The organism is Terriglobia bacterium (assembly GCA_020072815.1).
Classification (GTDB): Bacteria; Acidobacteriota; Terriglobia; order Terriglobales; family Acidobacteriaceae; genus Angelobacter.
Genome location: JAIQGE010000007.1, coordinates 58,108 through 83,539 on the forward strand (window position 1 = coordinate 58,108; position 25,432 = coordinate 83,539).

Below are 25,432 nucleotides of genomic sequence, written 5' to 3' on the forward strand. Positions count from 1 at the left end.
GACCACGAAATGCACGCTTTTGATTGTAGTCCCGCGCCTGCGCTTAATCAAAACAAACTGGGTTTGCTAAAATCGCCTACGCGTGCGAGCCATTCCCAACAAGGCATGGTACCTGGCCCTGCTCTCCGGCGGGCTGCAAGTTCTCGTCTTCCCCAAGATCAACCTGTTTTTTCTTTGCTGGATAGCCTTGGTCCCGCTGCTGTACGCGCTGCTGCGCGGCCCTGGAGGCGAAGGCGCGGTGGTGGATTCTGAAGGGCGCTCGCTGCGGCCGTTCACGCTGTGGCAAGGCTTCCTGCTGGGATGGGCCAGCGGCATCGTGTGGTATTTCGGCACGTGTTATTGGGTCTACGGCGTGATGACCAGCTTTGGCGGGCTGAATTTGCTGGCGGTGATTCCCATCATGATTGCCGCCGCCCTGGCTTACGGCCTGCACCATGCGGTGTTTGGACTGCTGGTGGTGCTGATGGCCCGGCGGTCGTCCTTCGGAAACCGGCGGCCGTTGTTCCTGGCGCCGTTCTTCTGGGTGGCGATTGAACTCTATCGCGACCGCGTGACCGGCTTCCCCTGGCTGCCGCTGGGAGGCGCGCAGGTGGACAACATTCCTTATGCGCGCATTGCCGAAGTCACCGGCGTTTACGGGCTGACCTTTACCGTGGTCCTGGTGAACTGCGCGTTTGTTGCCGGGCTGCTGCTGATGGGGCGCCGGCGCATCAATCTTTTGATTTCCGCGGTGGCCGCGGCCATCGCGCTGCAGATGGGCGTGTTCGCCAAGCCTGAGCCGTTCGCCGCTTCGCGACAGGCCCTGCTGGTGCAGGAAAACGTCCCCGTGCTGGACCTGGTGCAGTGGACGCCGCAGTATTACGACCAGACCATTGGCGCGCTGGCGCTGCTCAGCGTGGAAGAACAGAAGAAACAGCCCGTCCGGCACGCGCCGGGGCTGATCGTGTGGCCGGAATCGCCCGCGCCGTTCATCATTTCCGACCCGCGCCTGCAGTACTGGCTGACGGAGATCGCGCGGGACACCAAGTCCTACATGATTGTGGGCGCCACCGGCGTGGCGCCGGTTGCAAACGCCGCCGACGAGCCCAACATCTACAACTCCGCCCTGGTCATGGACCCGCAAGGCCGCGTTGCCGGACGCTATGACAAGATCCACCTGGTCCCCTACGGCGAATTTGTCCCCTTCAAAGACGTTTTGTTCTTCGCCAAAAAGCTCACCCGGGAGGTGGGCAACTTTACTCCGGGGACGGAACGCAAGGTGTTTGACCTGGACGGCTCCCGCGCGTCGGTGGTGATTTGCTATGAGTCCATCTTTTCCAATGAAGTGCGGCAGTTCACCCTGAACGGCGCGCAGGTGCTGATCAACATTTCCAATGACGGCTGGTACGGCGAAACCGGCGCGGATTTTCAGCATCTGCAGATGGCCCGCATGAGGGCGATTGAAAACCATCGCTGGCTGCTGATTGACAGCAACAGCGGAATCACCGCGTCCATTGATCCTTACGGGCGGATCGTGACGCGCGCGGAGCGCAACGTGCGCACCGCCCTGGTGGCCCCGTTTTCCCCGGTCAGCGATATCACCGTGTACGCCCGCTACGGCGACGTTTTTGCCTGGAGCTGTGTGGTAATCTCAATATTGGCGGTGTTTTTGCGGTGGCGCATACGGGCGCCCACCATGATTGAAGCCCGCCCGGCGTAGGAACTATGGTGGAAGAACTCGAACGCGAATACTCCAGCGTGCGCGACAAAGTCGCGGACCTGCGGAGCTATCTTTGACTCGCCCTCCGTGCGAGCGCAATTAGCCGAAGTTGAAAAACAAGTTGCCGATCCCAGCGTCTGGACTGACCAGGCGCGCTCACAGACGCTCATGCGCCAGCGCAAACGCCTGGAAGATTCCCTGGCCATGGACTCCGATCTGGCGCGCCGCATGGAAGACATCCGGGCCTATTTTGATCTGGCCCGCGAAGGCGAAGCCGTCACCGCCGAACTGCAAAAAGAAATCAACGACCTGCGGGAGATCGCCGAGAAGCTGGAAACGCAAACGCTGCTCTCCGGCGAAAATGACATGCGCAACGCCATCGTCACCATCCACCCCGGCGCCGGCGGGACGGAATCACAGGACTGGGCGGAGATGCTCATGCGCATGTACCTGCGCTGGGCGGAGCGACAAGGATTTCCCGTGGAGATGGCGGAACTGCAGCCGGCGGAGGAAGCCGGCATCAAGTCGGCGACGTTTACCGTGACCGGCGACTACGCTTACGGCCTGCTCACCAGCGAGATCGGCGTGCACCGCCTGGTGCGCATCTCGCCCTTTGACCAGCAGAGCCGGCGGCATACCTCCTTCGCCAGCGTGTTCGTCTCGCCGGAAATTGATGACTCCATCCAGGTGGATATCAAGCCGGAAGAAATTCGCGTGGACACTTACCGCTCCGGCGGCAAAGGCGGCCAGCACGTGAACACCACCGACTCCGCCGTACGCATCACCCACTTTCCCACGGGCATCGTGGTGGCCTGCCAGAATGAACGCTCCCAGCACAAGAACCGCGACAAGGCCTTCAAGATTCTGCGCTCCAAGATTTATGAGTACGAGTTGGAGAAGAAGCGTGAAGCCACGCGGAAAGTGGAAGACACCAAGCTGGAGATTGATTTTGGTTCGCAGATACGGTCGTATGTTCTGCATCCTTACCGGATGGTGAAGGACCATCGCACCAAGCTCGAAGTGGGAGACGTGGACCGCGTTCTGGACGGCGATTTGCGCCCGTTCATTCGCGGTTATCTGATGGCGCGGCGAAATCAGGGATAATAGCGCAGGCCTATGGCAAGCATCCTGGACCAGATGAAACGCAACGCTTTACCCGCGGGCGCCATGCGCACCGCGGCAAATGGCGCGCTGCCCGTCCCTCCCGGGGAGATGCTGGAAATCCTGGTGTACCTCACCCACAACCCGGTGTTCAGCCAGGACGCCAAACTGACGCTGGCCGGATGGGACCTGAACGCGGCCATGGAAATTGTGAAAGACAGTGCCGCGCCGCCGGAAGTCCTGGGATATTTCTGGGTGGAAGAGAACCGGCGTCCGGCGCTGATGCCGGCCATGATCGAAAACCCGGCCATTTCCGAATCCATGCTGATGGAGCTTGCCGCCGCGTGTCCGCGGGAGATTGTGCACATGCTGCTGGCCAGCCCGCGCGCCCGCAGCTCACCGGCGATCATGGAATCGCTCTCCACCAACCCGCGGGTCATGCCGGACGAACTCGCGGAACTCCAAGGTGGCGCATTGGCGGAGAGCGTAATCGCCGCCGCCAGTGGCCCGGTAACGGAGAGCCCGGCGGACGTGGAGATTGGCGTGAAGGCCGCGAGCCCGCACGCGGATGGCGATGAGCACGATCCGGAGACCGTTGCCGCGCACGCCGCATGGCTCAAGGAGCATGCCGAAGAAGTCGCCGCCGAGGAAGGCAAAGCCTTTCAGTTGATGGGTGAAGGGCTGCCTGAAGATGACGGAAGCGCGCCCGCGGAAGAAGTCCACGAGGAAACCCACGAAGCGGCCCGTGAAGCAGCTTCCCCCGGCGCGGCGGACGGCGCGGAAGAAATAACACCTTCGCCGGTTTCCGACCATCTGGCCTTGGCGGCGCTGGCGGCGCAAACCAAGAGAACGGCCCGCCAGGCAGCGGAGAAGAAGCTGACCCCGCTCCAGAAGGTTTCCCGCCTGAGCGCTTCTGAGCGCGTGAAGCTGGCCTTTACCGGGAACAAGGAAGAGAGGGCCATTCTGATTCGCGACGGCGCCCGCGTGGTGCAGAACGCCGTGCTGTCTTCGCCCAAACTGACGGACCCTGAAGTGGAGACGTTTGCTTCGGCCAAGAACCTGGGGGAGAACGTGTTTCGCGAAATCGCGCGCAACCGCCGCTACATGAAGAATTATCACGTGGTCCGCAATCTGGTGCAGAATCCCCGCTGCCCCCTGGACATTGCTTTGCCTCTGGTGAAAATGCTGCTGGTGTACGACCTGAAGGGCATGCAGCACAGCCGCAGCATTTCTGAAACCATTCGCAAGGTGGCGCAGAAGTACTATAAGGAGAAATCCCTCTCAGGAGGCAAGATCAAGAGCGAGGAGTAAACGGGCGGCTCGCCCGCCAGACGCTCTGGTCACAATCAATATGCGGCGCAGAATCAAATCTTGTTTGCTTGTAGCGGTGGCGTTGACTGCGCTCACGGTGCCGCTGGCCGTCCGCGCCCAAGCCCATAAGCCTTCCGAGTATGCCGCTCTCCGCGACCGGGTGAAGAGCGGCGACCAATCTGTGGATTTTGCCCGCCTGCGCATCTCTTACGTTGATTCGCCGGAGTTCAAGAACGCCAAAGACACGTCTGAAGAATCAACCAAGATGAGCGAGGCCTTCAAGGCGCGGGAATTCAAGCAGGTGATCAAGACTGCAGAAGTAGTGCTGGAGAACAACTACACTGATCTGGACGCACACTTCTATGCGTTCACGGCTTGTCGCGAACTGGGCGAGGTCAAGCAGGCGGAGTTTCATCGCGCGGTGTTCAAGGGACTGGTCGACTCCATCCTGCATTCCGGCGACGGCAAGACCCCGGAGACCGCCTATGTTGTGGTTACTGTCCACGAAGAGTATGTGGTCTTGAGCATGCTCGGCTTGCAGCCGCAGGGTCAGGCGCTGCTGCATGACAAAGGACATTCCTATGACGTCATGAAGGCCAAAGACAAGAAATCCGGCGAGGCCGTCACGCTGTATTTCAACGCGGACATTCCTTTCAAAAGTTACGAAGTAAAGATGAAATGACGCCGCGACTTCCGCCCAAGGCTGGAGCCGCGCTCGCGAGCCCGATGGCGACTGCCGTAAACGATTGAACGTCCAGAAAGTTGAACACTCAAACTATGAACCCCAGCGCCACTGACGAAATCGGTAACCTGCTGAAGAACGCCACCATCATTGCCGTGGTGGGGCTTTCGGACAGCCCGCTGCGGCCCAGTTACGGCGTCTCCGCCTACATGCAAAGCCATGGCTACAAGATCATTCCGGTGAACCCGGAAATCAAAGGCGCGCTGGGCGAGAAGGCCGTGCCGTCACTTTCCGACATCAAAAACAAGATTGACATCGTGGACGTGTTCCGCCGCTCGGAGTTTGTCGCCGATATCGTGGACGAAGCCATCCGCCTCAAAGTCCCCGCCATCTGGCTGCAGGAAGGCGTGATCGACGAGCGCGCCGCGGAGAAGGCCCGGCAGGCGGGAATCTTTGTGGTGATGGACAAGTGCATTCTGAAGGAGCATCGGGCACGGTTCAGGTGAATCACCGGTCAATCCACCACGGAGACACGGAGGCACGGAGAAGAAAAGGGGCCGCGCTCGCAGCCCCCAGGTTATCGTGTGAAGTAGCCCGATTCAGGAAGCTCCTTCAAAGGACGTCTGCGTGAATTCACTCACAGCTTTTGGACTCGTCGCCGTCTCCGCCATGATGGTCTTCTACGCCTTGGAGAAGCGCAGCCGCTGGTTCATCCTGGCGTTCGCTGGATCGTGCGTCCTGGCTTCGGTTTATGGCTTCCTGCAAGGCGCGTGGCCCTTTGGAGTTGTGGAAGCCGTATGGTCTCTGGTGGCGCTGAGGAAATGGTGGATTGCGGCGAAGTCCGCATAGCTTAACCACAAAAGACACCATCGAACACAAAGTCTGATTAAGTCTTGTCATTCCGAGAGTCGCGTAAAGCGAGTGCGCGCTTTTTTCAGCGCGCGAGTAGCGACCGAGGAATCTGCTCCGCCATCCCCTTTCCCGGCGTGTTACGTGCTTCTTGCTCCCGTGGGTGCCGGGCCTTATGTCCCTTCGGCGCGGTGGCGCCGTGCTACGCCTGGGCGTTTGACGAGCTACTCTTTTCTCTTCCGTTTGTCTTCCTTCGTGTCCTTTGTGGTTGAGCTGCTCTTCCGCGCTTCCTCACGCAACCTTCTGATCTCTTCCATCCTCTGCGCCAAGAGTTTTTCCCGGCCTTCCTGCGTTGGATGGTAATACCGCCGGTCGCGCAGGTTGTCTGGGAGGCACTGCATGTCGGCGACTTTCTCTTCCAGGTCGTGCGCGTACTGGTAGCCCTTGCCGTAACCTGCGCTCTTCATCAGCGTGGTGGGAGCATTGCGGATGTGCAGCGGCACCGGCTCGGCCGCGGTCTTTTCCACGTCCTCCAGAACTTCGCCGTAGGCGACGTAAAGCGCATTCGACTTGGGCGCCAGCGCCAGGTACGCGACGGCCTGGGCCAGAGCCAGATTCGCTTCCGGCATGCCGAGGAAATCAATGGCGTCTTTGGCGGAGAGGCACAGGTTCAGCGCTTCCGGCGACGCCAAGCCGATATCTTCTGACGCCATGCGCACCACGCGCCGCGCAATGTACAGCGGATCTTCGCCCGACTCCAGCATGCGCGCCAGCCAGTAAAGGGCCGCGTCCACGTCACTGTTGCGGACGGACTTGTGCAACGCCGAAATCAGGTTGTAATGCTCTTCGCCCGACTTGTCATAGAGCAGGACGCGCTTCTGCAGCGTGTCCTTAATGATCTGCTCAGTAATCTCGCCACCGTCGCCAGCGGTCGCCGCCGCCACTTCCAGCACGTTGTACGCGGCGCGGGCATCGCCGCTGGTATAAGCGGCGATCTGCTGCAGGACCGCTTCGCCGGCCCGCACGTTCATCTTGCCCAGACCGCGCTCCTGGTCTTCCAGCGCGCGGCGCAGCAACGTGACGATCAGCGTTTCGCTCAGCGGATTCAGGATGTACACCCGGCAGCGCGAAAGCAGAGCGCCGTTGATCTCAAACGACGGGTTCTCCGTGGTGGCCCCGATCAGCCGTATGTTGCCGCGCTCCACGTGGGGAAGAAACGCGTCCTGCTGGGCGCGATTGAAGCGGTGAATTTCATCAATGAAAAGAATGGTGCGCGTTCCGTAAGCGCGGGCCTTCTCCGCGTCCGCCATGACCTGTTTGATTTCCTTGATGCCGGAGAGCACGGCGGAAAACTCAATGAACTCTGCCTTGGTCATGTGTGCGATGATCTGCGCCAGCGTGGTCTTGCCCGTCCCCGGAGGCCCCCAGAAAATGATGGAGCCGGGATCGTCGCGCTCAATCTGCAGGCGCAGCGGCTTGCCCGGGCCCACGATGTGCTCCTGTCCCACGAACTCGTCCAGCGTGCGCGGCCGCATGCGGTCGGCGAGGGGGCGCGCGCCTTTGGATTGCGGTGCGTCCGCGAGTGGTTGAAACAAGCCCATAGGTTCTTGATGACCAAATGACCGCAGATGTCGTCAAATTATAAACACCATCACAGCCGCGGGGTTGCCTGCGGAGAGTGGTTTGCTGGTGGCAGGTCTCTTCTTCCAGGTCTGGGCTGGAGTCGCAATGGAGGTCTTATGCGCAAGCTGGGCGAGCTGATTTGTGCCGTGCTGCTTTCCTCAACGTTGTCTCTCTGCATCGGCTGCGGAGGCGGCCAGCCAACACCACTTCCGGGACAGGGGTTGCCGCCTATTAGCGGCAACTACAGCTTTCAACTGGGAACGTTTGGCGCCATCGGCGGACCTCTCGCTACCACCGCCGGAAATGTGACCGGCGGGATCATCCTTAGCGACTCCGTCACCTCATGCCAGGTCGGCGTCTTCAACGTGTTCGGCTCAATTAAGGCGGGCGGAGCTTTATCGCTGTTTGCGTCCGCCGCGGGCGCGTCGCTTAACCTGGACGGCACGGTCAGCGCCGACGGGAAGACCATCTCCGCCGCCACTTTCACCATGACCGGGACTGCCGGCTGCGTGGCCAGCGGCTCGGCCACCGGCGTCCAGATGCAGGACCTGAGTGGCGTCTACTCCGGCACGCTCACGCTGACGCACGGTGGCGTAGCCGTGCCGATTAGCTGGTCGGGCGCCCTCTCACAAACGGTCCTGACCACCGGTTTCATCGAACTCACGGGCGGTGACGCGACGGTAGGCGGCATTCCCGCGGCGTGCGGGTTTACCACGTCCACTTTTTCTGTGGTTGGCGGCGGCTTGGTGTTTGGCGCGCACTCCAGCGGCAACTTTCAAGGTGGGGCCAACGGCTTCAACTTCAAGGCCGACGCCACCGACGCGACCGCCAAGACGCTGAATGTCTCGATGTTCGTTCAAGGCGGCCCCTGCGCTGCCGACACCGTGGCGGGAACACTCAGCCGGCCTTAAAACCGATTCAAAAACCTTACCGCTGATGAACGCTGATGACGCTGATCTTTATTTGTTGTCGCTCGAATTCGCTTGCCGGCATCGCTCGTGGGGGAGAGCCTTCTGCTCCCGTTGCAGGCTGCTCGCCGCGCAAGCCAGGCCGCCTGCCCCACCACGCGAAGTCCGTGGGGTAGCGAGGATCCCCGGACACGCGGCAAAGCATCTTGCGTTTGCCTTATCTGTGTCATCAGCGTTCATCAGCCGTAAGGTTTTTCTGCCGCTGCCTTGCCGCTTCGTACAGAAATATTGAAGCCGCGATCCCCGCATTCAATGACTCCACCCGCGCTGAGTGGGGAATGGTGACCAATTCATCGGCTGCGGCGAGAATTTCCGCCGGCAGTCCTGCGCCTTCATTGCCGATCACGATCATCAGCGCGCCGGTGAAGTCGGCTTGATCGAGCGCCTTGCCCTTATGCGACGAACTGGCCAGCACCCGCACGCCGGCCTGCTTCATCTGCGCGATGGCGGGAGCGAGTTTCACGCGGACCAGCGGTTCGCGAAACAGGCTCCCCGCGCTGGCGCGGACAACTTTGGTGTTGAATGCGCTCACGGTGTTTTCTCCCAGCAGCACGCCGCGCGCGGAAAAAGCCTCCGCCGAGCGGATAATGGTACCCAAATTTCCCGGATCTTGAATGCCCGCGGCGGCCACGGCGAGAAAGTTGTCGTTCACCTGTTCCAGCAAGTCTTCGAGTTTGCCGGGCTTCAGCTTCACCAATGCGGCCACGCCTTGCGGCGTTTCCGTGCTCACGGCGCTGGAAAAAATGTCATCGGGGAGCAGGAGAGCTTCCGTGTGGCTGGAAACTTGGGGCATCAGGCGCGTGGCGTGGTGGCGCGCACTCTCACTGAAGAAGATGGCCTGGAAGCGCAGCCCGCTGCGCAGGGCCTCTTCAATCATGCGGATGCCTTCAATGGCGATGAATCCTTCGCTGGTGGGTTCGCTCTGGGTAAAGGCCTTGCGCAGGTCCTTTACCAGCGCGTTCTGGCGGCTGGCGATGGGACGCAAACGTGTGTCGTCAGTGGCGGGCATTTGGATGTAATCATACCGATTGCGGGGGACCGCGTGAAAGACGTGCGTGCTTCGCGCTACTTGCGCGCGGTGATGGCCTTGCGAATCGCCGCTTCCGGCGCTTGGTCGTCGTAATGGACGTCGCGGCCGTCAAGAGCAAGGCCCAGCTTCTTCCAAAGCTCGTCAAGGTCCACCGGGGAAGGCTTGTCGCGCAGCTCCGCATACAGCTCCTGCAGAACTTTGGTTCCGGTGGCTTTGTCGCCGATGGCCAGGGCTTTCTCTAAGTCCCAGTCCTGGCTGATCACGCCCCCGTGGTTGCGGATGGCGCGCAAGGCGTCCTGCAGGCCTTTGCGGTTGTGGGTGCGCTCGCGGATGCGCACGTCGGCCAGCAGGCAGAACATGGCGCCGCCCCAGTACGTGCGTCCCCAGGTTGGGGTGTTGTCCAGGCCGTGGTCGCCATATTGCGGCTGGCCTTTGGGCATGTCGCGAATGAACTGCCGCCAGACTTCGTCCACGGGAAGACCGCCGGCTTGCGCGCGGGCCACCGGCTCCACGTAAGTGGAGATGCCTTCTTCAATCCAGTGATGGTTGTCCCCCATGGAAGGAAATGCCAGATGGACCATCTCGTGGGTAAGCGTCCAGTCATCTTTCAGTGCGTCGAGACTGGTGTCTCGTCCCACGCTGATGAGGATCAGTCCGCCGTCTTTAGCGTAGGTAACGCCGCGATGGACGCCGGAGCGGTCGTCGGTGCGGACGCGCAGGGTCAGGTGCGGCACAGGGAACCGGCCGTAGTACGTCGAAACCGTGCGCGCTGCCGTCTTGATCCAGGCGAGAATATCATCGCGGGCGATGCTGAGCTGCTCGTCCGGCAGCGTGACCTCAATTTTCCCGCTCGGAACCGCCAGGATGAGTAGTTGTGCGTCTGATTTCTGACCGGCCGTTCCTCCGCTGAGGCCGACCAGCGTCAGAATAGGGAACAGCAATACTCTTAGCTTTCGCGGACGAGAGAATGCGGCAAGGGATGTCACCAGACGCTCATTGTAGCGTGCCGCGCTATGCCGCGGCAGTCTGGCGTTTCTTGAAATAGCGGGCCACCAGGGTGTCCAGCGAAAACATTCCTGGTCCAAAAAACAGCACCAGTAAAGACGCGAACAACAGCGTGTACGGGGCCGCGGCGTAAAACTTGTCAGTGTCAGAAAAGATGGAGAGCAGGGCTTCGCGATCCGCCGTGATGAAGGCCACCAGCATGTCCCCGGCAAGCAGCAGGGAAATCAGGCGAGATCCCAAACCGAGGGCCAGCAGAATGCCGCCGCCGAATTCCAGCACGGCGACGAAATGCGCGTTGAGTGATGGCGCGGGAATCCCCAGGCTGATGAAGAAGTCCACGAACTTTGGCATGTCGTGGAGGTGGGCCCACCCGGACTGCCAAAATTGCCATCCCCAAAACAGGCGGACCAACAGAAGAAAGGGCGATTGGCAGCCGTCAGCAATCTTCAGAAACCACGCGTAGGCGACTTCAGCTTTCTTGATCATTGGCTGGGGCGTTCTCCGTTCGTCCTTAGTCTTGAGTCTTGGGAAAGTCCTTAGTCTTGGGGAGCGTGGCAGAACCAGCCCAGCGACGACCAGTTGGCAAACCAGCCGTGCAGCTGTCCGGTCACGTGCTCCACTTTTTGATTGCTCCAATTCACGGAGACTTCAATGGCTTCGCCCAGAGTCTTGCCTTGTCGCAGCGCGCCCAGCAGGGCGAATGCCTCCGGCTCTAGACGTTTGAAGTAAACCACGTTCTCTTGCCGATGGACCGCCAGATAGATCTGCTTGGCGCGAGGCAGGGCCGCGCGGTGGCCTCGCTTGCGCGGCACGGATATGCCAGGTCCAGCAGCCGCAGATAGGGCTGAAGGTGGAAGCGCGGGTCTTCGCCCAGATTGCCCAGGTCTTCCTGCTTCAGCGCAGGCAGCTCGGCGGCGTCGTAGACTTCGATATCGGCCCACTCCAGCCGCACCATGTCCAGGGCCAGGCGCTCGTGCTTGGGAGTGAATTCCGGATGGGCGCGCAGCCAGGTTTCGAGGCGCTCGCCCAGGTTGCGCAGGGAGAAAGACTCCGACGGCAGTTCCGTCAGGTACGCGAGCAGCACTTGGTCGAATTTCTTCTGCCCGATGACCGCCCTCAGGCCGGGAAAATCGTCCGCCAGCGACGACAGGATGCGGAACCAGTAGACGCGGTTGTAGATTTCCAGGCGCTCCACCGAAGTCAGACGGTCATTGGGCTTGATGATGGCCTCAGCGATTTCGCGCGAAGAGCGCCCGTCGAGCATGGTAGGGCGCATGCGTTCGTCATCGGTCAGCGGCTGCCGCACTACGTCAAACACCGCGCTCTGGAGTTGTTCTAAATTCATAACCCCGCCAGGTTCATTCGCGCCGCCGGACTGATGACGCGCCCTCACGATGCCACCGCTGCCTTGTCCGGAATAAAGCGTTTGGCCTTGAGCGCTTCCTTGTGGACTTCTTCAAAGGAAGGAATCTCATCGTCCCACTCCAGCAGCGTCGCCGTGGGGCCAACCCGCTCAATGGCTTTGGCGTAGAGCTCCCAGACCGGATCAATCACCGGGTGGTCATGCGTGTCCAGAATGTATTTTTCGTACTTGGAGTGGCCGGCGATGTGGATCTGGGCCACGCGGTCGGCGGAAACGCTGGTGAGATAATCCAAAGGATTGAAATTGTGGTTGCGCGAAGAGACGTAAATATTGTTTACGTCCAGCAGGATGCCGCAGTCGGCGTCTTCGACGACTTCATTCAAAAATTCCCATTCGGTCATCTGCGAGACGTGATATTCGGCGTAGCTGCTCACGTTCTCCACGCATATGGGGACTTCGAGGAAGTCGCGGGCCTCGCGGATCTTCTGCGCCGTCCGCTTGGCGGCTTCGAAGGTGTAGGGCATCGGGAGCAGGTCGTGGGAGTAACGTCCGTCCACGCTGCCCCAGCAGAGATGGTCGGTGAGCCAGGGGGTCTTGGTGCGCTTGACCAAGGTTTTGAGGCGGCGCAGGTGTTCGCGGTTCAGGGGCTCCGCCGAACCAAAATACATGGAGACGCCGTGCTGCACCACGCGATAACGTTCCAGGATCTGGTCCAGCGTGTGCAGCGGGCGGCCGCCATCCACCATGAAGTTTTCTGAGATGATTTCGAACCAGTCCACCACCGGCTTCTTCTCGAAGATGTGGCGGTAGTGGGGGATGCGGAGGCCGATGCCCACGCCGTAGTCGGTGTGGCCGTTGAAGCGATTAGCAGGCATAAGTCAGGAATGAATGAGTCCGTTTAAAAAATTCAGAGGGCCAGGGGGCTTTCCCATCTGGCCCTCCGAGAGAGTGAGAGACCCGTTACTTTTTCTTGGCTTCTTTCATTGGCTTGCCGTCGGTGCGGCATTCGCCCTTGCCTTTGCAGTCATTCTTGCCCTTGGTTTCCCCGCAGCCGCCTTTGCCTTTGCAGGAGTTCTTTCCTTTGCAGGAGTGTTTGTCAACCTTCTCTTTGGTGGCTTTCTTGCCGGAGTCGGCGGCCTTGGGCTTGTCGTCGCTGGTCTTTGCAGCAGCGGCGAGGCTTGTGCCCGCAACGAACCCAGTCAGTGCAGCGCCAACCAGCAGTGCGCGAATCGATTTCGTCATATTCAGTCAGTCTCCTTCGTTTAAGTGGTCTTACGTGTTGTCTGTTTCCGGGGGGCCTAGACTACACAACCGGCCTCGTTTAACGATCTTTCCGAGGTACGAAGGGCTATCAGGACTTAGATTGCCTCTCGCTCCCTATTTTTCTCGGGCGCCGGCGCCAGCCTGGACAGGCAAACACAGACGAACCTGAGATTTTGGCCGAAGAAACGACCGGAAGATGGTATCACGGAGGTCAAATTTCGGGCGTCGGGGGAGCCGAAAGCATAACCTGGGCCTAGGTTTTTTCCCAAAAACCGTTTATTCTTAGTCGTTTGTCCGGGGCAGCCGAACCTACCCGGAACGCGCCCGGAAGCAGCAAGGGCCGTCACCCGTCCTCCAGAGGAGCTGTTTTTTGACTGCGGAAATCGTAAAAATCAATCCTGATAATCCTGACCCGCGCATGGTTTCGTATGTGGCTGACCAGATCAAAAAGGGCCAGGTCGCCGGCATGCCCACGGACACCTTCTACGGACTGGCCGCCGACCCTTTCAACCTGCACGCGGTGGACCTGATCTATGACGTCAAGTCCCGCAGCCGGCACAAGCCGCTTTCGCTGCTGATTGAGAGCGTGGAGCAGGCCGAATACCTGGCGCGCGACCTGCCGGAGGAGTTCTACGAGATCGCCCGCAAGTACTGGCCGGGCCCGCTGACCATCATCGTGAACGCGTCAGAACGGCTGCCGCTGAAGGTGACGGCCAATACCGGCAACGTGGCGCTGCGGTTGCCCGCCGCGCGCATTCCGGTGGAGGTGATCCGCGCCGCCGGGGTGCCGATTACCGCCACGTCGGCCAACATCAGCGGGGCCAGCGAGTGCACCAGCGCTGACGGCGTCCGCCAGCAACTGGGCAAGCAGATTGGTTTGATCGTGGACGGCGGCCCCAGCCCGCGCGACGTGGCCTCCACCATCATCAACATGAGCGAGCCGGGCCGGGTGACCATCCTGCGCCAGGGCGCCATCCCGGAAAGTGAATTGCAGAAATTCCTGAATTAATGGCCGCAAAGCGGAAGACAAAATGGCTGCTGGCGTTGCTGTTGGCCGCGCTGGCGTACTTGGGGCTAGTGTACTTTTTCGTGGTGCGCCGGGCGTCGGGCGATGAAGCCCGCCACGCCGACGTGATCGTAGTCTTTGGCGCCGCCGAGTATGCCGGACGCCCTTCACCGGTGTACCGCGCGCGGCTGGACCACGCGGCCGAACTCTATCGCCACGGCATGGCTCCGCTGATCATCACCACCGGCGGCGCCGGCGCCGATCCCCGTTACAGTGAAGGCGAAGTTGGCCGCGACTACCTGAAGACGCTGGGCATTCCCGACCGCGCGCTCATCGCCGAGACGCAAAGCCCGGACACGGCAGCGTCGTCGCGACGCGTGGCCAACATCATGTACGTGAACGGCATGCACTCCTGCCTGGCGGTGAGCGACGCCTACCATATCTTCCGCATCAAAAAGATGATGGGCCGCGAAGGGGTGACACAGGTCTATGGCGCTCCTCGCGCCAACTCCGTGCCGCAGACTTTTCTGAAACGCCAGGAAGCCGCATGGCATGAGATTGCCAGCTACACGATGTGGCTGATGCATATTTCGTGATAGAGCGAGAAGAAGAGACGGCCGCGAATTTGCGCGAATGAGCGCGAATCCCAGCGGGACGTCTCAAAGATTCCAAACCATCACCCAGGCAATCCCCACCGCGGTGGCCGTACCCAGCAGGTTGACGGCGTCATTGTTGAGCCAGCCGCGGCGTTCCAGCAGCGCGCCCAGCAGGCTATCCACCAGCGATCCCAGAAAGCCCGCGAGAACGATCGCCACCAAGAGGTGCGTGGGCACCAGTCCCAGCAGGCGTCCTGTGCCCGCGACGACCCCAGCGGCCAGCAGGGCAGCCGCCGTGCCATAGAGGCTGACGCCACCGTCCATGCCGGGTGGGACGGATTTCCAAGTGGTGATCAAGACCGTCTTGCCCGGGAAGGCCATGCCGATTTCACTGGAGCAGGTATCGGCCGCGGCTTCAGCCAATGCCGCCAGAGCCAGCACCGGCCAGACCGCAGGAGAAACTAAGGGAGCCACCGCGACGATGAGCCCCGCCACGCCCAGGTTGGCCATGACCTGGGAAGCTGAGCGCCCGCGCCGGTCATCTCTTTTTTGGACTTCGTTCAATTGAACTTCGTCGCCGTTCGGGTACTCGCCGCCGCGGAGTTGCCGTTTGCGGTCCGCGCCGGAACGGGTCGCCAACAGGGTTACGGCGAAGACCACTAGCAAGACCCAGAACATCGCAAGGTCGCGCGCCGCAAAGACCAGGGCGACGGCGAACCCGGCAAGCCCGCCGGAGGCGTCCACTCCGCTGGCCAGCCAGCCCAGAAGCGCGAAGGCCGTGGTGAGGCCCAGGGCAATCAGGAGATGCCGGGCGACGGGCGCCGGTTGTGCGAGCCCAAGCCGGGCGTGATCGAGCCAGGCAAACACCACGATCAGGCCCGCGGCGGCAGCCAGGGCGACCCAGTCGTCAGGCTTGATTCGGCCAGTGGTAGCCAGCGTGGTCCTCCGGGAAAGCGGTCAAGTTGCGCGATGGTTGCATCATAACTGTTAAATCGCCGCCTTCGCAGCGGCTGTTAAACTGCCGCAATCGCAGCTGCCCAATCGCTGCCGTCAATTCGATACGTTCGAAACAGCAGGCCCGTGCGGATTAAGGGGACTACGCTGTGGCAAGCCGAATGTTATACGAAAATGCCGGGAACGTCTTTGCGCCGGGCGGATAACCCGCTACAATGAATTCCTCGCAATAATCTCAGTTTAGTTCGTTCATCCCGGTAGGTCCGGTGGAGTCATCTTAATGATCTCAAGAACCAAGGCCGTTTGGCTGATATTGCTGACGGCACTGACGGTAGCGCTGGTGGCCGGCTGCAATGACACGTTGCGGCAGTTCATTGTGCCGCTGCCTGCCCCGGGAGGCGACCCTTGCACTGGGTGCACCACGCACGCCGTGGTGTTGTCGCAAAATCCCGCGGGCAACGGCAGCATGATGCACATTGACGTCCTGGGTGACACCGAGGTGGGCATAGTTTCCACCGGTCCGAGCCCGGTGTTTTTCAGCAAGAACATCAACCGCGTCTTTATCACCAACAGCGACAAGACGGTCACCAGCTACATTGGCCTGCTGAGCAATGCGATCAATCCCAATATCGTCACGCTGCCCGCCACGGCCAGCGGGTCCATTGCGGGCGCGGCCAGCAGCACTGGCAATTTCTACTTGGCTGACAGCGTCAGCAGTGACGTGAGCGAGATTTCATCGAACTCGCTGGCGGTCACAGCCACTGTTACCGTGGGGAGCCAGCCGGTGGCGGTGGTGGGCGCCGCCAACAACAGCAAAATTTACGTGATCAACCACGGCAGCGATAATCTCACAGTCATCTCCACTACGGACAACACGGTCCTTGGCAACATCGGGCTGGGCGCGGGTGCGCAGCCGGTGTGGGGCGTGATGAGTTCGGACGGCTCGCATGTTTACATCGTGAACCAGGGCAACGGCACGGTCAGCGCGATTGACACTCTCCTGGACATCGTGATCGCCAACATTCCCGTGGGTTTGTCAGCTGCGTCATCCCCGAACTTTGCCGTGTTTGACGGCAAGAACCAGCGGGTTTGGGTCAACAACACCGGCGACAACACTGTAAGCGTGATCAAAGCCAATGACATTGATCTGGCGGCCGTTCCCCAGGTGCTGCCGCGCAAGATTACCGATATCATCCTTACCGCCGCGCCCACGTCCCTGACCGTGCTGGCCGACGGCACGCGCGCGTACGCCGCGTTGGGGGGATGCCCCGCTGGGACCAATCACATCAATCTTCTCGACGCAGCCCACCTTCCCCTTTGCACCGGCAACCGGGTCAGCGTGATTGACGCCGTGGCGCTGCACGAATCGGGCATCATTACCGTGGCCCCGGGAGCGGTTTCCATAGATTCGGCCACCGATAGTTCGCGAGTGTATGTGGTGGGCGCGCATGATACCACCACCATCAAAGACAACATGCATAACCCGAGCTGCACCGTTGCCCCGTGCACCACCACCGGCGGAGGCTGCATCGCGCTGCCCTGTTTGCCGGGGCCGCCGCTTCCTGACAGGACGTTCTCCACGCCGTCCATGGACATCATCCGCACCGCGACCAATGCCATCTTCCATCCTCCGGTGGATGTCTCGGTCAGCAGCGTGCCGCCGAGTTTCCACACCCCGCAACAGGATTTCAACTGCGTAGCTGCCCTGGATCCCAACTTTAATAAGACGGTGCCGTTGCCGTGTCCGGCGCAGCAATCGTTCATGGTGCGGATGATTCCGTAGCCGGAATTTCCAGGCAAAAATGAAAAGGCGGCGAGAGCCGCCTTTCTTTTTCAAGACCGTTGCAAGGAAATGGAACCTTAAGAGGGACGCCGGTCCGCGCGGCGGCGGCGATTGTAGCGCATGGCGATGTTCATGAAGACGTGGCCGCTGTCAGTATCAAAGCACATGACCAGTGATTCCTGGTCCTCATTGCTCTTTTCCCCCAGTTCGTCCAGGTGGACCACCGGCGGATAGACCTTGAATTGAAAACCCTGGTCGTTGAGCGCGGTGACGGCGCTGCCGGTCACCATGTTGGCCAATTCGCACACGGTTTCGCGCGCTACCTCGTCGCTCACCTGCATCGGCGATCCGGACAGACGGCTGGCGACTTTGGCCGCGGTGGACGCATCAACGTCAAAAATGATGCGGCCTTCAATATCGCCCTTGATGGTCACCAGAGACGCAATGCCTTTGCGGCGATACGCATCTTCATCCATGGTGACCTCGCCGATGCGCGTGGTGGACTGCAAGGTCTCCGCCAGCACGGCGTCCGCCGCGTTGATGAACGGTTGAATCAGCTCCATTTTCATGGACTCAGCTCTCCTGGGCGACCGCGGTGGTCACCACGGCGTCATCCCCCATCACATACTTGATCACTTCGTAGAGGATTTCCGCCTTCACCGGCTTCTGCACAAAGTGGCGCGCGCCTTTTTGCAGCGCGGCGACGATGTTTTCCTGGTAGCCGACCGAAGACACCATGACAATGCGCGCTTCCGGGTGGGCGCGGACGATGCGTTCCGCGGCCTCAATGCCTTCCATCTGCGGCATGGTGATGTCCATCAGCACCATGTCCGGCGTGGCCCGGTCATACTCGGTGATGGCGGTGCAGCCATCGCCGGCTTCGCCCGCAATTTCACCGCCGAAGGCTTCCACCATCTTGGCGACGTTCTTGCGCGCGAAAACCGAATCATCTACCACCAGATACCGGATCGGTTTGTGGTCCTTGCGAAGCAATAAGGGAAACTGGTCCATATTCTCACTCCTTGCAACAACGTCTTTCATACTTGCACAGTCCTGTTCATGCGTTCGGGATTGCAGTGAATCGCCAGCGAGTCCGCCAGCGCGTCCAGCGGCACCACCCGCGTGGCAAAGCCGCGTTCAATGGCCGCCTTCGGCATTCCGAAGACGACACAAGATTCTTCCGTCTGGGCAATGGTCATTCCGCCCGCGTCCTTGATCATACCCATGCCCGCGGCGCCGTCATCACCCATGCCGGTCATCAACACGCCGATGGCGCGGCTGCCAAACTCCGCCGCCACCGAGCGGAACAACACGTCCACCGACGGCCGATGCCCGTTGATGCGCGGCTCGTCGGTCAGCACCACCGTGCCGGCCAGCGTCATGCGGCGAACTTTTACGTGGCGGTCGCCGGGACAGATCAGCACCCGGCCCGCCGTCAAAAGGTCGCCGCTCTGGGCCTCTTTCACTTCAAGGGCGCTGCATTCGTTGAGCCGCCGCGCAAACAGATCAGTAAATCCTTCCGGCATATGCTGCACCACAACAATACTGCCGGGAAAGTCTCCGGGCAATTTCGAAAGCAGGTACTGGAGCGCGTTGGGCCCGCCCGTGGAAACGCCAATGGCGACGATTTTGGTCGGATCCTTGCGCGAGCGGGGAAGCGGCTTTTTGGCCGGCCTGGCATCATCCATCGGAAGCACTTGCGGCCCGTTCCGGCGCTTGGCCTTGGACGCAGCCTTGATCTTGCTGATGAGGTCGTACGCAATCTCGTCCATGTGCGCGGACGCTGCGTCATGCGGCTTGGCCACAAAGTCGAACGCGCCCAGGGCCAGCGCCTTGAACGTTGCCGTGGCGCCTTCCGTGCTGAGGGCGCTGACCACGATGGTGGGCACGCGCGATTGCCGCATGATCTGGCGCAGCATTTCCATTCCGTCCATGCGCGGCATTTCCAGGTCCAGCGTGATCACGTCCGGCTTGAGGTCGTGGACCTTCTTCAGCCCGAACGCGCCGTCCATGGCGGTGCCCACCACTTCAATCTCGTGGTCGCGCGCCAGGATTTGCGGTATCAGTTTCCGCATGAGCGCCGAATCGTCTACCACCAGTACGCGGACCTTGCTCATGCCGTGGCCCCCACCATCGCTGGCGTCCGGCCCAGCCGGGAAACCACGCTCGAGATATTCAGGATCAGCACCACCGTGCCATCACCCAAAATGGAAGCTCCGCTGACCATGTCTGTGGCTACCAGATGGTCGTCCAGGGCCTTGATGACCAGTTCTTCTTCACCCACCAGGTGGTCCACCACCAGGCCGAACTTGCGGTCGCCCAGCGTGATCACCACTACAAACATTTTTTCGTCGCCGTCATTTTCCGGCGGCGCTCCGCGCAAATACAGCAGAGGCAACACTTCGTCGCGCAACTGCACGACGTCATGGTTGTCCACGCGATGGACGCTGCTCCTTCTGGCGCGGCTGATCTCCACCACCGCGGCCAGCGGGACGGCATATGTGCGGTCGGCCACGCGGAAGAGCAGCGCTTTGATGATGGCCAGAGTCAGGGGGACCTTGAGACAAAACGTGGTCCCTTTGCCGGCGGTGCTCTTGGTGGTGACCGAGCCCTTCAAGCGGTCGAGCACGGTCTTGACCACGTCCATGCCCACGCCTCGCCCGGAGATGGAGGTGACCTGCGCGGCGGTGCTCAACCCGGGATGGAAGATCAGGTTCAGCGCTTCCTGTTCGCTGAGCATGGCGGCGTCGGCCTGGCTGAGGATGCCGCGTTCCACGGCTTTGCCCACCAACCGGTCGCGATCAATGCCGCGTCCGTCGTCCTCGGCTTCAATCACAATCTGGTTGCCCTGATGATAGGCGGCCAGCCGGACGGTGCCTTGCGCGGGCTTGCCCGCGTTGATGCGCTCTGCCGGCGACTCAATGCCGTGGTCCACCGAGTTGCGGACCAGGTGCGCCAGCGGCTCAGCCAGCATGTCCAAAATGCTCTTGTCCAAGTCCGTGTCCTGCCCGGTGATCACCAGCGCCACTTCTTTGCCGCAGGATTTGGCCACGTCGCGCACCACGCGCGGGAAGCGGCGGAAAAGGTGCTCCACCGGCACCATGCGGATCTTCATCACCGACTTCTGCAGATCGTTCATGATGCGCGCCTGGAAGGCCAGGGCGTCAGCGAATTTCATCTTCAGCGGGTCCTTGGGAAAACGTTTGGCAAAGTCGCTGACCGTCTGATGCAGCATGCTCTTGGCGATGATCAGCTCGCCCACCAAGTTCATGACGGTGTCAATGCGCTCGGCGTCCACGCGCAACAGGTTCTCGCTGGTGGCGGAGAAGGGGCTGGCCGCGCGTTCCGCCGGCTGCGGCGCCGCTGCGTTTTGGCTCGCGCTGGGCGCGGCCGGAACGGCCGCAGGGACTTGTTCCTCGGCAAAGAACGACTCGGGATATTCTTCGTCCGTAGATGTTACGTGCTCCACAATGTCCAGCACATCGTCGCTGACGTGATCGGTCTTGCGTACTTGCTGCACCAGGATTTCTGAGACCACGGAAGGGATGCGGCACTTCCGCTCAATCCATTCCTGTGTGCGCTGGCCCGCGACCACGGCTTCTACTACGTCCACATCGTGGGGCAGCATGCTTTGCTCGGGGACCATGGCCACCACGCGGCCGCACTCCTGCAACACATTGTGGACTAATTGCATGGCCGCCGTACGCATGGGGCAGCGGGGATCAATGCTGAAGGCGATGTTGTAAACGTTTTCGCCGCGGTCCAGCACGTCGGCGATGACCAGTTGCTCGTACTCGCTCCAGGCGAAGCGCGCCTGCAGCTTGTGCGCCACGCCTCCCGCCCGCTTGCTGGTGAGCGCCAGGATCTGTTGCCGCAATTCTTCTCCCGCTGGAGGTTGCAGCTTGCCGCGATACGCTGACAGCATGGAACTGAATGTGTCGGCGGCGATGAGCACCGCTTCCGCGAGCGCTTCGCGCGCCTGCGCGGCGACTTCCGGCGTTAACGCGTCTTCCAGTTGGTGCGCCAAAGCGCTGAATTCCTGGAAGCCGCAGGCGGCGGAATCGCCTTTGAGCGTGTGCACGGTGCGCCGCGCCTCGCGCAGGATCTCCTGGTCGCCAGGATGCTTCTCCAGCTCCAGGCCAACGTCGTTGAGGGTCTGCAGCAGTTCGGCTGCGCCCTCAAAGAAGAGCTCGCGCATTTCCGCGGCCCGCTCGTCAGAAAAGAAATTCAGGACGCCACCTCCAGCCGCTGGTACGCCGTGCCGTTGTTCAGGTGGATCATGCGGTAGCGGTCGGAAAGGCCAAACAAGCTCTCCGCGTGCCCGATAAAGAGGTAGCCTTCAGGGTTCAGGCAGCGATGGAACTTGGTGACTAGCCGTTTCTGCTCGGCTTCGTCAAAATAGATCATCACATTGCGGCAGAAGATCACGTCATTGCGCTGCGGCAGGAACTCGGTTTTGAGATTGTGAAAATCAAAATGGACCATCTCCTTCAACGTGTTCTTGAGCGCGTAGCGGTCGCCCACCTTGTCGAAGTAGCGCAGCCGGTAACCGTACTCCACGCCTTCCATCATGTTTTCCGGATAAATGGCTTCCTGCGCGGTGCGCAGCACGCTGTAGTTGATGTCTGAAGCCAGCACCTCCACTTTCCACGGCGGAGGAATCAGCGGCTTGGGGCTGGGCATTTCAAAAGGCAACGGGTTGCGCAGGTAGTAGTAGGCCAGGGCGTCGCACACCAGCATGGCCAGCGTGTAGGGCTCCTGTCCCGTGGAGCAGCCCGCGCTCCAGAAACGCAAGGTCCAGTCGCGGCGCTCCTGCTTGCGGCGCAGCAGGTCTTCCAGGATATTTTTCTGGAAAAGCTCAAGCTGCGGACGGTTGCGGAAGAAGCTGGTTTCGTTGACCGTGAGGTTCTCCACCAGAGAAACAAGTTCCTGTCTTCCGTGGTGGCTGGTCAGCAGCCGGTAATAGGCGTAAAAGGTGTCCAGCCCGCAGACTTTCAAGCGGCGCTGCAACCGGTCCTGCAAGAAGTGCGCGCGGCGTTCGTCAAAGTACATGCCGCATTCCTGGTAGACGAGCGTCTGCAACAGCTTGTATTCGGCGTCAGTGATCTGGACCGGGATGCTGGTCGTAGCCATCGTACTCCTGGGAAACTCTTCGTTTATAGCGTTGCGGCGGCTGCGGGCTGGGGCTCCGTGTTTTCACCCACGCGGCGCAGTTCGCCTTTCTGCAATATCTTGCTCAGGTCAACCAGGATGATCAGGCGTCCCTGCAGCTTGCCCACCCCGGTCACGTAATTCAATTCACCGTCTTCAAAAACCGAGGGCGCCGCTTGCACGTCGCTCTCCGGAAGCTTGATTACCTCGGACGCCGAATCCACAATCAGTCCCACCATTTTGCCCGACACTTCGCTGACCAGGATGCGGTTCTTCTTGGTGTTGACAACTTGTTTTTCTCCGAACCTCTTGCGCAGGTCGAGCACCGACACGATCTTGCCGCGCAGGTTGATCACGCCTTCCACGTAGCCCGGCGAATCCGGGACCGCCGTGATCTCCGGCACGCGCACAATCTCATGCACCAGCGCAATGGGCACTCCAAATGTCTCCCGTCCGATGCGGAAGCCGACGATATGCAGTTCTCTGGCCATGCCATCTTCCTCCGGACGTTAGTTGTAGGTCGCGCCGGCCATCTCTGGCGTGCGGCCGTTGCGCTCGCCGCGGACGGAAGATCCGTTGCGGCCATCGCCATTTCCATTGCCGTTGGCGGCGTTTTCCAGGCTGAAGCGGTCCATGGAGTCCAGCATGGTGCGGGACATCTTGGACATCTGCTCCGCCGAGGCCGCCAGTTCCGTGGACCCGGACGAAGACCGCTGCACCAGTTCGCGCATCTTTTCCATGGCGCGGACCACGGCTTGCGCGCCGGAAGCCTGTTCCTCCACCGACGAGTTGATCTCATGCGTGATCTCATTGAGCCGCGTGGTGGCTTTGGCGATCTGTGACGAGCCGTGCGATTGCTCGTTGGTGGCCGCGCCAATTTCCTGCGCGAATTTGTAAACTTCAGACACCACGTTGGAGATCTTCTTCAGCGCGCTGCTCAAATCCCCGCCCAGCGAAATGCCTTCGTTCACAATGCTGGTGGATTTTTCCATGTTCTCCACGGCCTTGCGGGCTTCCTTCTGGATGCTCTGGATGAGTTCAGAAATTTCCCGCGTGGACTGCGCGGATTTTTCCGCCAGCTTGCGCACTTCGTCGGCGACTACGGCAAAGCCCAGGCCATGTTCGCCGGCGCGGGCCGCTTCAATGGCGGCGTTGAGCGCCAGCAGGTTGGTCTGCTCCGCCAGGTCGTCAATCACGCCGATGATCTTGCCGATGTCGTCGGCGCGCTGGCCCAGGGCGGAGATGATCTCCGCCGACGAGCTGATGGCCGAATTGATGCGGCTCAGACCGTCGGTGGCCTTCTCCATGGTGTTAATGCCGCTGTGCACTTCGTCGCGCGAACGCTGCGAAATGTCCAGCAGGACCTTGGCAGTGTCCGCCACGCGCTGGATGCTGGCCACCATCTGGTCAATGGAAGCCGAGGTCTCGCTTACGTTGGAAGCCTGCATCTGCGTGCTCTTCACCATGTTCTGCACGTTGATGCTCATCTCATGCATGGTGCTGGTGACTTCATCAATGGCGGACGCGGCCTGCACGCTGATCTTGGCGGAATCATCAGAGGATTGCGCCACCTGCGTGGAGCCGCCGGCCACTTGCGAAGCGCTGTCGCGGACGTTCTTCACCATGCTGCGCAACCCCAGGGTCATTTCGCGGAAGGCCGTGCCTAGCGTGTCACGGCTGGAGCGCGGGGTGATCTCCACCGAGAGGTCGCCGCCTGCAATGGCTTCCGAGAGTCCGGCCATCTCGCGCAGGTACAGCACCATGTTGTTGAAGGTGTGCGCCAGTTGCGCCACTTCGTCCGCGCCTTTGATCTCAACTTTCTGGTCCAGGTCTCCAGCGTCGGCAATTTGCCCCGCCACGGCAATGAGCTGATAGAGCGGGGTGGTGATGGAGCGGGCCACATTGCGGGCGATGAACGCGCCCAGGCCCATGATGGTTACCATCCCCAGCAAGGTCATGAATTTGATCAGGGAACTCGCCGTCTGGTCTGAGGCTTCCGCGTTGGCCAGAGCGCTTTTCACAATCGCGTAGAGCTGGCTCATGGCCTCTTCTTCTTTTTTCTGTTGTTCGGGAGAAGGCGTGGACTGCAGATAAGCGATTTGCAATTCGGCTACGGTAGCGCTGCCGGCATCCACCTGGCGGCGTTTTTCAATCAGCGGAGTGGCGAACGTTGCCACCCAGTCTTTTTCCGTCTCGGAGAGCCGGTCAAGCAACTGCCGGGCCTGGGAGGAGTTGTCGCCCAGCGACGCGCTGGGTTCTCTCAGTTCCATGATGCGCTGGTTTACGTCCATCAGGCCGCGGGTCAGGGACTCCGCTTCCCGGGTATCGCCGTTCAGGAGAAAGTTGCGCAAGCGCAGCCGGTTGTCATTGCGGGCTTTCTCCAGCTTGGAGACTCCCTCCACCATGTAAATGGATTTCTGGTAGGTCGCTTTGGTGGACTGCTCGTGCCAGACTGTGCCCAGGGTCACCAGGGACATCACCAGCACGATCACCAGGATCGAGCCGAAGCCGACGTACAGTTTGCCGCCGATGGTATGCATGTTTCTTCCAACCTCCACGCGCCGGCGCCGATTCTGCAGCCTTCGCGTGTTTTCTTTCCGTCCACGACCCGGCCCGGGATTGTCTAGCCGGCCATGGAGGATGGGGCTTTCTACAAGTCAGGGATTGCCCCGTCGTTCTAAGTGCAAGGCCAGTGCCATGCCCGGATGGTCATAGTCCTTTCGGCATGTATGACGTGCAAGTACCTGAAAATAAGCAGGCGACATGACATCCGGTCGGACGCTGGTGTGGCCATAGCGCTTGCAACCGAAGCTATCGTCTCACCAAGGCATCATGCGCTCACACCGAAGTCTCAGCATGAGACTTGACCTCCCGTTTTGCTCATTGATACTGCTTGCGCGATTGGTTATTGACTCAAAATGAGATTCCAAGGTAACTTCAGGGTTCCCCCGCGAAGAAGTTGAGTGGTCGAACAGACCAGAGGTCGCCTAAACCTGAATGAAGCCGCGTAAGAAAGCTCGACCCATCCGCCCAACATCCCCGGCGAAA

The 25,432-nt window shown here is 60.8% G+C and carries 24 protein-coding genes and 1 pseudogene; 10 read left to right on the plus strand and 15 right to left on the minus strand.

Annotation, left to right across the window (positions count from 1 at the left end):
• The first annotated feature begins 82 nt into the window (after positions 1–82).
• The 6 genes from lnt (at position 83) to LAO20_10620 (ending at position 5,642) form a co-directional block, all read left to right on the plus strand.
• Positions 83–1,699 (plus strand): apolipoprotein N-acyltransferase, encoded by a 1,617-nt coding sequence (gene lnt / locus LAO20_10595; protein MBZ5531870.1) that lies wholly within the window; start codon positions 83–85, stop codon positions 1,697–1,699.
• A gap of 5 nt (positions 1,700–1,704) precedes the next feature.
• A protein-coding gene (gene prfB / locus LAO20_10600; GenBank protein ID MBZ5531871.1) for a peptide chain release factor 2 occupies positions 1,705–2,803 on the plus strand; the annotation gives its coding sequence in 2 pieces (ribosomal slippage) (positions 1,705–1,773 and positions 1,775–2,803; 1,098 coding nt in all).
• Between the two features lie 12 nt (positions 2,804–2,815).
• The gene (locus LAO20_10605) at positions 2,816–4,111 is read left to right on the plus strand and encodes a hypothetical protein (GenBank protein ID MBZ5531872.1); all 1,296 of its coding nucleotides are present in this window, start codon (positions 2,816–2,818) and stop codon (positions 4,109–4,111) included.
• Positions 4,112–4,175: 64 nt separating this feature from the next.
• The gene (locus tag LAO20_10610) at positions 4,176–4,793 is read left to right on the plus strand and encodes a DUF4919 domain-containing protein (GenBank protein ID MBZ5531873.1); all 618 of its coding nucleotides are present in this window, start codon (positions 4,176–4,178) and stop codon (positions 4,791–4,793) included.
• A gap of 95 nt (positions 4,794–4,888) precedes the next feature.
• Complete coding sequence (locus LAO20_10615; GenBank protein MBZ5531874.1) at positions 4,889–5,299, plus strand: CoA-binding protein; 411 nt, start codon at positions 4,889–4,891, stop codon at positions 5,297–5,299.
• Positions 5,300–5,420: 121 nt separating this feature from the next.
• The gene (locus LAO20_10620) at positions 5,421–5,642 is read left to right on the plus strand and encodes a hypothetical protein (GenBank protein ID MBZ5531875.1); all 222 of its coding nucleotides are present in this window, start codon (positions 5,421–5,423) and stop codon (positions 5,640–5,642) included.
• Positions 5,643–5,866: 224 nt separating this feature from the next.
• Here the strand turns inward: LAO20_10620 and LAO20_10625 are convergent, their stop codons facing one another.
• On the minus strand, positions 5,867–7,243 hold the full coding sequence (locus LAO20_10625) for a replication-associated recombination protein A (protein ID MBZ5531876.1): 1,377 nt from the start codon (positions 7,241–7,243) through the stop codon (positions 5,867–5,869).
• 138 nt (positions 7,244–7,381) lie between these two features.
• On the opposite strand from LAO20_10625, the gene LAO20_10630 reads away from it, so the two are divergent.
• Positions 7,382–8,176 (plus strand): DUF3383 domain-containing protein, encoded by a 795-nt coding sequence (locus tag LAO20_10630; GenBank protein ID MBZ5531877.1) that lies wholly within the window; start codon positions 7,382–7,384, stop codon positions 8,174–8,176.
• Between the two features lie 226 nt (positions 8,177–8,402).
• Here the strand turns inward: LAO20_10630 and LAO20_10635 are convergent, their stop codons facing one another.
• The 6 genes and pseudogenes from LAO20_10635 to LAO20_10660 form a co-directional block, all read right to left on the minus strand.
• Positions 8,403–9,242, minus strand: coding sequence for an RNA methyltransferase (locus LAO20_10635; GenBank protein MBZ5531878.1), 840 nt, complete (start codon positions 9,240–9,242; stop codon positions 8,403–8,405).
• 56 nt (positions 9,243–9,298) lie between these two features.
• Positions 9,299–10,204, minus strand: coding sequence for a hypothetical protein (locus LAO20_10640; protein MBZ5531879.1), 906 nt, complete (start codon positions 10,202–10,204; stop codon positions 9,299–9,301).
• A 70-nt stretch (positions 10,205–10,274) separates the two neighbouring features.
• Positions 10,275–10,754, minus strand: coding sequence for a DoxX family protein (locus LAO20_10645; protein MBZ5531880.1), 480 nt, complete (start codon positions 10,752–10,754; stop codon positions 10,275–10,277).
• A 50-nt stretch (positions 10,755–10,804) separates the two neighbouring features.
• Positions 10,805–11,613: pseudogene (locus tag LAO20_10650) on the minus strand (DNA-binding domain-containing protein).
• A gap of 44 nt (positions 11,614–11,657) precedes the next feature.
• Positions 11,658–12,506: a DUF692 domain-containing protein gene (locus tag LAO20_10655; protein ID MBZ5531881.1), complete on the minus strand. Its 849-nt coding sequence runs from the start codon at positions 12,504–12,506 to the stop codon at positions 11,658–11,660.
• Between the two features lie 85 nt (positions 12,507–12,591).
• A complete protein-coding gene (locus tag LAO20_10660) occupies positions 12,592–12,873 on the minus strand; it encodes a hypothetical protein (protein ID MBZ5531882.1) in 282 nt (93 codons plus the stop codon).
• 391 nt (positions 12,874–13,264) lie between these two features.
• Between LAO20_10660 and LAO20_10665 the strand changes: the two genes are divergently transcribed.
• Together LAO20_10665 and LAO20_10670 are read left to right on the plus strand one after the other, a co-directional pair.
• Positions 13,265–13,903 carry a threonylcarbamoyl-AMP synthase gene (locus LAO20_10665; GenBank protein MBZ5531883.1) on the plus strand — a complete coding sequence of 213 codons (639 nt, stop codon included), beginning with the start codon at positions 13,265–13,267 and terminating at the stop codon, positions 13,901–13,903.
• Positions 13,903–14,496: a YdcF family protein gene (locus LAO20_10670; GenBank protein MBZ5531884.1), complete on the plus strand. Its 594-nt coding sequence runs from the start codon at positions 13,903–13,905 to the stop codon at positions 14,494–14,496. The genes LAO20_10665 and LAO20_10670 overlap by 1 nt, the downstream gene beginning before the upstream one ends.
• Before the next feature lie 63 nt (positions 14,497–14,559).
• Here the strand turns inward: LAO20_10670 and LAO20_10675 are convergent, their stop codons facing one another.
• On the minus strand, positions 14,560–15,366 hold the full coding sequence (locus LAO20_10675) for a DUF92 domain-containing protein (protein MBZ5531885.1): 807 nt from the start codon (positions 15,364–15,366) through the stop codon (positions 14,560–14,562).
• 364 nt (positions 15,367–15,730) lie between these two features.
• Here LAO20_10675 and LAO20_10680 point away from each other — a divergent pair, with 364 nt between their 5' ends.
• A complete protein-coding gene (locus LAO20_10680) occupies positions 15,731–17,233 on the plus strand; it encodes a hypothetical protein (GenBank protein ID MBZ5531886.1) in 1,503 nt (500 codons plus the stop codon).
• A 77-nt stretch (positions 17,234–17,310) separates the two neighbouring features.
• Here the strand turns inward: LAO20_10680 and LAO20_10685 are convergent, their stop codons facing one another.
• The 7 genes from LAO20_10685 to LAO20_10715 are packed head-to-tail and all read right to left on the minus strand — an operon-like array spanning position 17,311 to position 24,924.
• The gene (locus LAO20_10685; protein MBZ5531887.1) at positions 17,311–17,802 is read right to left on the minus strand and encodes a chemotaxis protein CheX; all 492 of its coding nucleotides are present in this window, start codon (positions 17,800–17,802) and stop codon (positions 17,311–17,313) included.
• A gap of 4 nt (positions 17,803–17,806) precedes the next feature.
• Entirely contained in the window at positions 17,807–18,244 is a 438-nt protein-coding gene (locus LAO20_10690; GenBank protein ID MBZ5531888.1) for a response regulator, read from the minus strand.
• Between the two features lie 26 nt (positions 18,245–18,270).
• Entirely contained in the window at positions 18,271–19,350 is a 1,080-nt protein-coding gene (locus LAO20_10695) for a chemotaxis response regulator protein-glutamate methylesterase (protein MBZ5531889.1), read from the minus strand.
• A complete protein-coding gene (locus tag LAO20_10700; protein ID MBZ5531890.1) occupies positions 19,347–21,431 on the minus strand; it encodes a chemotaxis protein CheA in 2,085 nt (694 codons plus the stop codon). The genes LAO20_10695 and LAO20_10700 overlap by 4 nt, the downstream gene beginning before the upstream one ends.
• 29 nt (positions 21,432–21,460) lie before the next feature.
• Positions 21,461–22,366 (minus strand): protein-glutamate O-methyltransferase CheR, encoded by a 906-nt coding sequence (locus tag LAO20_10705; GenBank protein ID MBZ5531891.1) that lies wholly within the window; start codon positions 22,364–22,366, stop codon positions 21,461–21,463.
• A 23-nt stretch (positions 22,367–22,389) separates the two neighbouring features.
• Complete coding sequence (locus LAO20_10710; protein ID MBZ5531892.1) at positions 22,390–22,875, minus strand: chemotaxis protein CheW; 486 nt, start codon at positions 22,873–22,875, stop codon at positions 22,390–22,392.
• Positions 22,876–22,893: 18 nt separating this feature from the next.
• Complete coding sequence (locus tag LAO20_10715; GenBank protein MBZ5531893.1) at positions 22,894–24,924, minus strand: HAMP domain-containing protein; 2,031 nt, start codon at positions 24,922–24,924, stop codon at positions 22,894–22,896.
• Positions 24,925–25,432: the final 508 nt, after the last annotated feature.

Bases quoted from the DNA above. Each gene is read 5' to 3' on its own strand.
- LAO20_10660 (MBZ5531882.1), bottom strand. From the start codon at position 12,873: ATGACGAAATCGATTCGCGCACTGCTGGTTGGCGCTGCACTGACTGGG.
- LAO20_10710 (MBZ5531892.1), bottom strand. From the start codon at position 22,875: ATGGCCAGAGAACTGCATATCGTCGGCTTCCGCATCGGACGGGAGACA.
- LAO20_10625 (MBZ5531876.1), bottom strand. From the start codon at position 7,243: ATGGGCTTGTTTCAACCACTCGCGGACGCACCGCAATCCAAAGGCGCG.
- LAO20_10680 (MBZ5531886.1), top strand. From the start codon at position 15,731: ATGATCTCAAGAACCAAGGCCGTTTGGCTGATATTGCTGACGGCACTG.
- LAO20_10690 (MBZ5531888.1), bottom strand. From the start codon at position 18,244: ATGGACCAGTTTCCCTTATTGCTTCGCAAGGACCACAAACCGATCCGG.
- LAO20_10705 (MBZ5531891.1), bottom strand. From the start codon at position 22,366: ATGGCTACGACCAGCATCCCGGTCCAGATCACTGACGCCGAATACAAG.
- LAO20_10630 (MBZ5531877.1), top strand. From the start codon at position 7,382: ATGCGCAAGCTGGGCGAGCTGATTTGTGCCGTGCTGCTTTCCTCAACG.
- LAO20_10655 (MBZ5531881.1), bottom strand. From the start codon at position 12,506: ATGCCTGCTAATCGCTTCAACGGCCACACCGACTACGGCGTGGGCATC.
- LAO20_10605 (MBZ5531872.1), top strand. From the start codon at position 2,816: ATGGCAAGCATCCTGGACCAGATGAAACGCAACGCTTTACCCGCGGGC.
- LAO20_10700 (MBZ5531890.1), bottom strand. From the start codon at position 21,431: ATGCGCGAGCTCTTCTTTGAGGGCGCAGCCGAACTGCTGCAGACCCTC.
- LAO20_10645 (MBZ5531880.1), bottom strand. From the start codon at position 10,754: ATGATCAAGAAAGCTGAAGTCGCCTACGCGTGGTTTCTGAAGATTGCT.
- LAO20_10685 (MBZ5531887.1), bottom strand. From the start codon at position 17,802: ATGAAAATGGAGCTGATTCAACCGTTCATCAACGCGGCGGACGCCGTG.
- LAO20_10715 (MBZ5531893.1), bottom strand. From the start codon at position 24,924: ATGCATACCATCGGCGGCAAACTGTACGTCGGCTTCGGCTCGATCCTG.
- LAO20_10695 (MBZ5531889.1), bottom strand. From the start codon at position 19,350: ATGAGCAAGGTCCGCGTACTGGTGGTAGACGATTCGGCGCTCATGCGG.
- LAO20_10670 (MBZ5531884.1), top strand. From the start codon at position 13,903: ATGGCCGCAAAGCGGAAGACAAAATGGCTGCTGGCGTTGCTGTTGGCC.
- LAO20_10635 (MBZ5531878.1), bottom strand. From the start codon at position 9,242: ATGCCCGCCACTGACGACACACGTTTGCGTCCCATCGCCAGCCGCCAG.
- LAO20_10615 (MBZ5531874.1), top strand. From the start codon at position 4,889: ATGAACCCCAGCGCCACTGACGAAATCGGTAACCTGCTGAAGAACGCC.